Here is a 2,296-nt window from a genome sequence, read left to right as displayed (position 1 = left end):
TCTGTAAACATCCCTTAATTAGTGCCAACAGTTTTTAGAGGCCAAGGGTTCATTTTTCAGCCGAGCATATTCTGCTGGCGGAATGTCATTCAGTGACTCATGCGGCCGTTCTTCATTGTATTCTGTCAGCCATTGTTCTGTGATATTCCGAACTTCCGTCAGATTCCGGAAGACGTAAAAATCTAATACCTCGTTCCGATAGGTTCGATTGAACCGTTCAACATATGAGTTTTGCGTTGGTTTTCCTGGCGAAATAAATTCCAGGTGCACATTGTTTTCCTCTGCCCATTCGGCCAGTGCGACCGAGATGAACTCAGGGCCATTATCCAGTCTGACCTGCTCCGGATATCCGCGCCAAGCAGCCAGTCGATCCAGCGTGCGGATCACTCGTGCGGCTGGCAGATTCAGATCGATCTCGATGGCCAGAGCCTCACGGTTGAAGTCATCGACCACATTGAAGGTGCGAAATCGCCGCCCGCAGTACAGTGCATCGCTCATAAAATCAACCGACCAACTCTGGTTCAACGACTGCGGTACTGACAGCTGTTTCGGGTTGCGACTGGGTAGTCGTCGTTTGCCGCGTCGTCGCATGTTAAGCTTCAAAGCGCAGTACACTCGGTGTAATCGCTTGTGGTTCCATTGATGGCCCTCTCGCCTCAGTACGTGATACAGCTTTCTGAATCCGTAGCGTGGATAGCGTTCAACCGCCGACAGCAATGTTTCGATCACCTCGTCGTCCCTGTGGGTATCTGGCTGGTAATCGTACGTCGAGCGGCTCAGTCGCAGTGCTTTGCAGCTGCGCCGAACGCTGAGCCCATGCTCACTTACCAGATAATCGACAATACTGCGTTTCTCTGCCGGCGCTAGAGCTTTTTTTCAATGACGTCCTTCAGGGCAGTGTTCTCAAGCGCCATATCGGCATACATTCGCTTGAGCTTGGCGTTTTCCTCCTCCAGGGCTTTCAGCCGTCGGATGTCGGAGGCTTCCATACCACCATACTTCGATTTCCAGTTGTAGTACGTGGCATCGGAGATGCCATGCTCGCGGCAGACATCCTTGACCATCCTACCGCCTTCGACCTCCTTGAGGATCTTGATAATCTGGTGCTCGCTGAATTTCGTTTTTCGCATTTTCGGTTCTCCGTGGTTAACTACTATTATCCACAAGAACCTCTAAAAATCACTGGCCCAATTTTAGGGGAGGTTTACATTTCGAATAAAACCTCACCTTGGCGGCGATGCTTGTAGTCGCGCACCAGATAGCCATCAAGTGTGGAAGTATAGCTAAAGTGCCGTAATTTTATTTGGTGGGCTTGTGCGAGATTCATCCCTGTCTGTGATATAAAGAAAAGTAGCTCCGCCTCAACTCTCAGGTTGGCAAGAGGAAAACGAGTGTTCAATGTACGGTCAGAGATGAACCCGCTCTGGCAGGATAGTTGACACCATCTACTTTTACCAGATGGGCGGATTGAGAATATGAGTGGCGCGATTTTCACAGGAGCGTAAGGAAGCAGTTTTGAGCCGGTTACTGCCGCCGTACAACATGACGGTATCGGATCTGGCAAAAGTTGAAGGCATCAGCGAAGCAACCCTTTATAATTGGCGCAAGCAAGCCAGATTAAGAGGACGCGCCGTGCCGGGGCCCAAACCAAATAACACAGACCAGTGGTCAGCTGAAGCAAAGCTGGCCACGGTGATAGAAACAGCCACGATGAGCGAGGCTCAGCTTAATGAGTATTGTCGCCAGAAAGGTCTGTTCGTCGAGCAGGTAAAGGCCTGGAAAGAAGCTTCGCTGGCCGGGTTCCAAAGTGCCGAGCAGCAGGATAAAACGCTCAAGCAGCAGTCAAAGGCGGATAAGCAGCAGATCAAAAAGCTTGAGAAGGAGCTGCGCCGTAAAGAGAAAGCACTGGCAGAAACCGCGGCGCTGCTGGTGCTGCGAAAAAAGCTGGATGCGCTCTGGGAGAACAACGACGCGGACGACTGACCGCGCTGCCAGAGCGCCTGATTATTATAGAATTGATACACGAAGCAGTAGGCAGCGGCGCGCGACTGCACAAGGCCTGTGCTGAGGCGCAGATCGGCCTTCGTACCTACCGACGCTGGTATCAGGACGGTCAGGTTCAGGCCGATCAGCGCCCCGAAGCCATGAGGCCAGCGCCGACGAACAAGCTCAGTGACCAGGAAAAAGAGCAGATCGTAAATTTGTGCAACCTGACGGCCTTTGTAGACCTGGCACCGACGCAGATCGTACCGGCATTGATGGACCAGGGCGTATATGTGGCATCGGAGTCCTCGTT

Annotated in this window: 1 protein-coding gene and 1 pseudogene; one reads left to right on the top strand and one right to left on the bottom strand. The window is 52.1% G+C overall.

Features of this window, described 5'->3' with window-relative positions:
- Positions 1 to 18 precede the first annotated feature (18 nt).
- Positions 19 to 1,130, bottom strand: a protein-coding gene (locus PSCS_RS15425; RefSeq protein ID WP_397387140.1) for an IS3 family transposase whose coding sequence is annotated in 2 segments (ribosomal slippage) — positions 19 to 878 and positions 878 to 1,130 — 1,113 coding nt in all. Because the reading frame shifts where the segments join, the coding sequence is not laid out codon by codon here.
- Between the two features lie 349 nt (positions 1,131 to 1,479).
- Here PSCS_RS15425 and PSCS_RS16020 point away from each other — a divergent pair.
- Positions 1,480 to 2,296: pseudogene (locus PSCS_RS16020) on the top strand (transposase); the annotation flags it as partial.

It is taken from the genome of Pseudohongiella nitratireducens, from assembly GCF_001642735.1.
Classification (GTDB): Bacteria; Pseudomonadota; Gammaproteobacteria; order Pseudomonadales; family Pseudohongiellaceae; genus Pseudohongiella; species Pseudohongiella nitratireducens.
The sequence above is the reverse complement of the archived record's forward strand: the minus strand, read 5'-3'. Positions and strand labels throughout refer to the sequence as shown.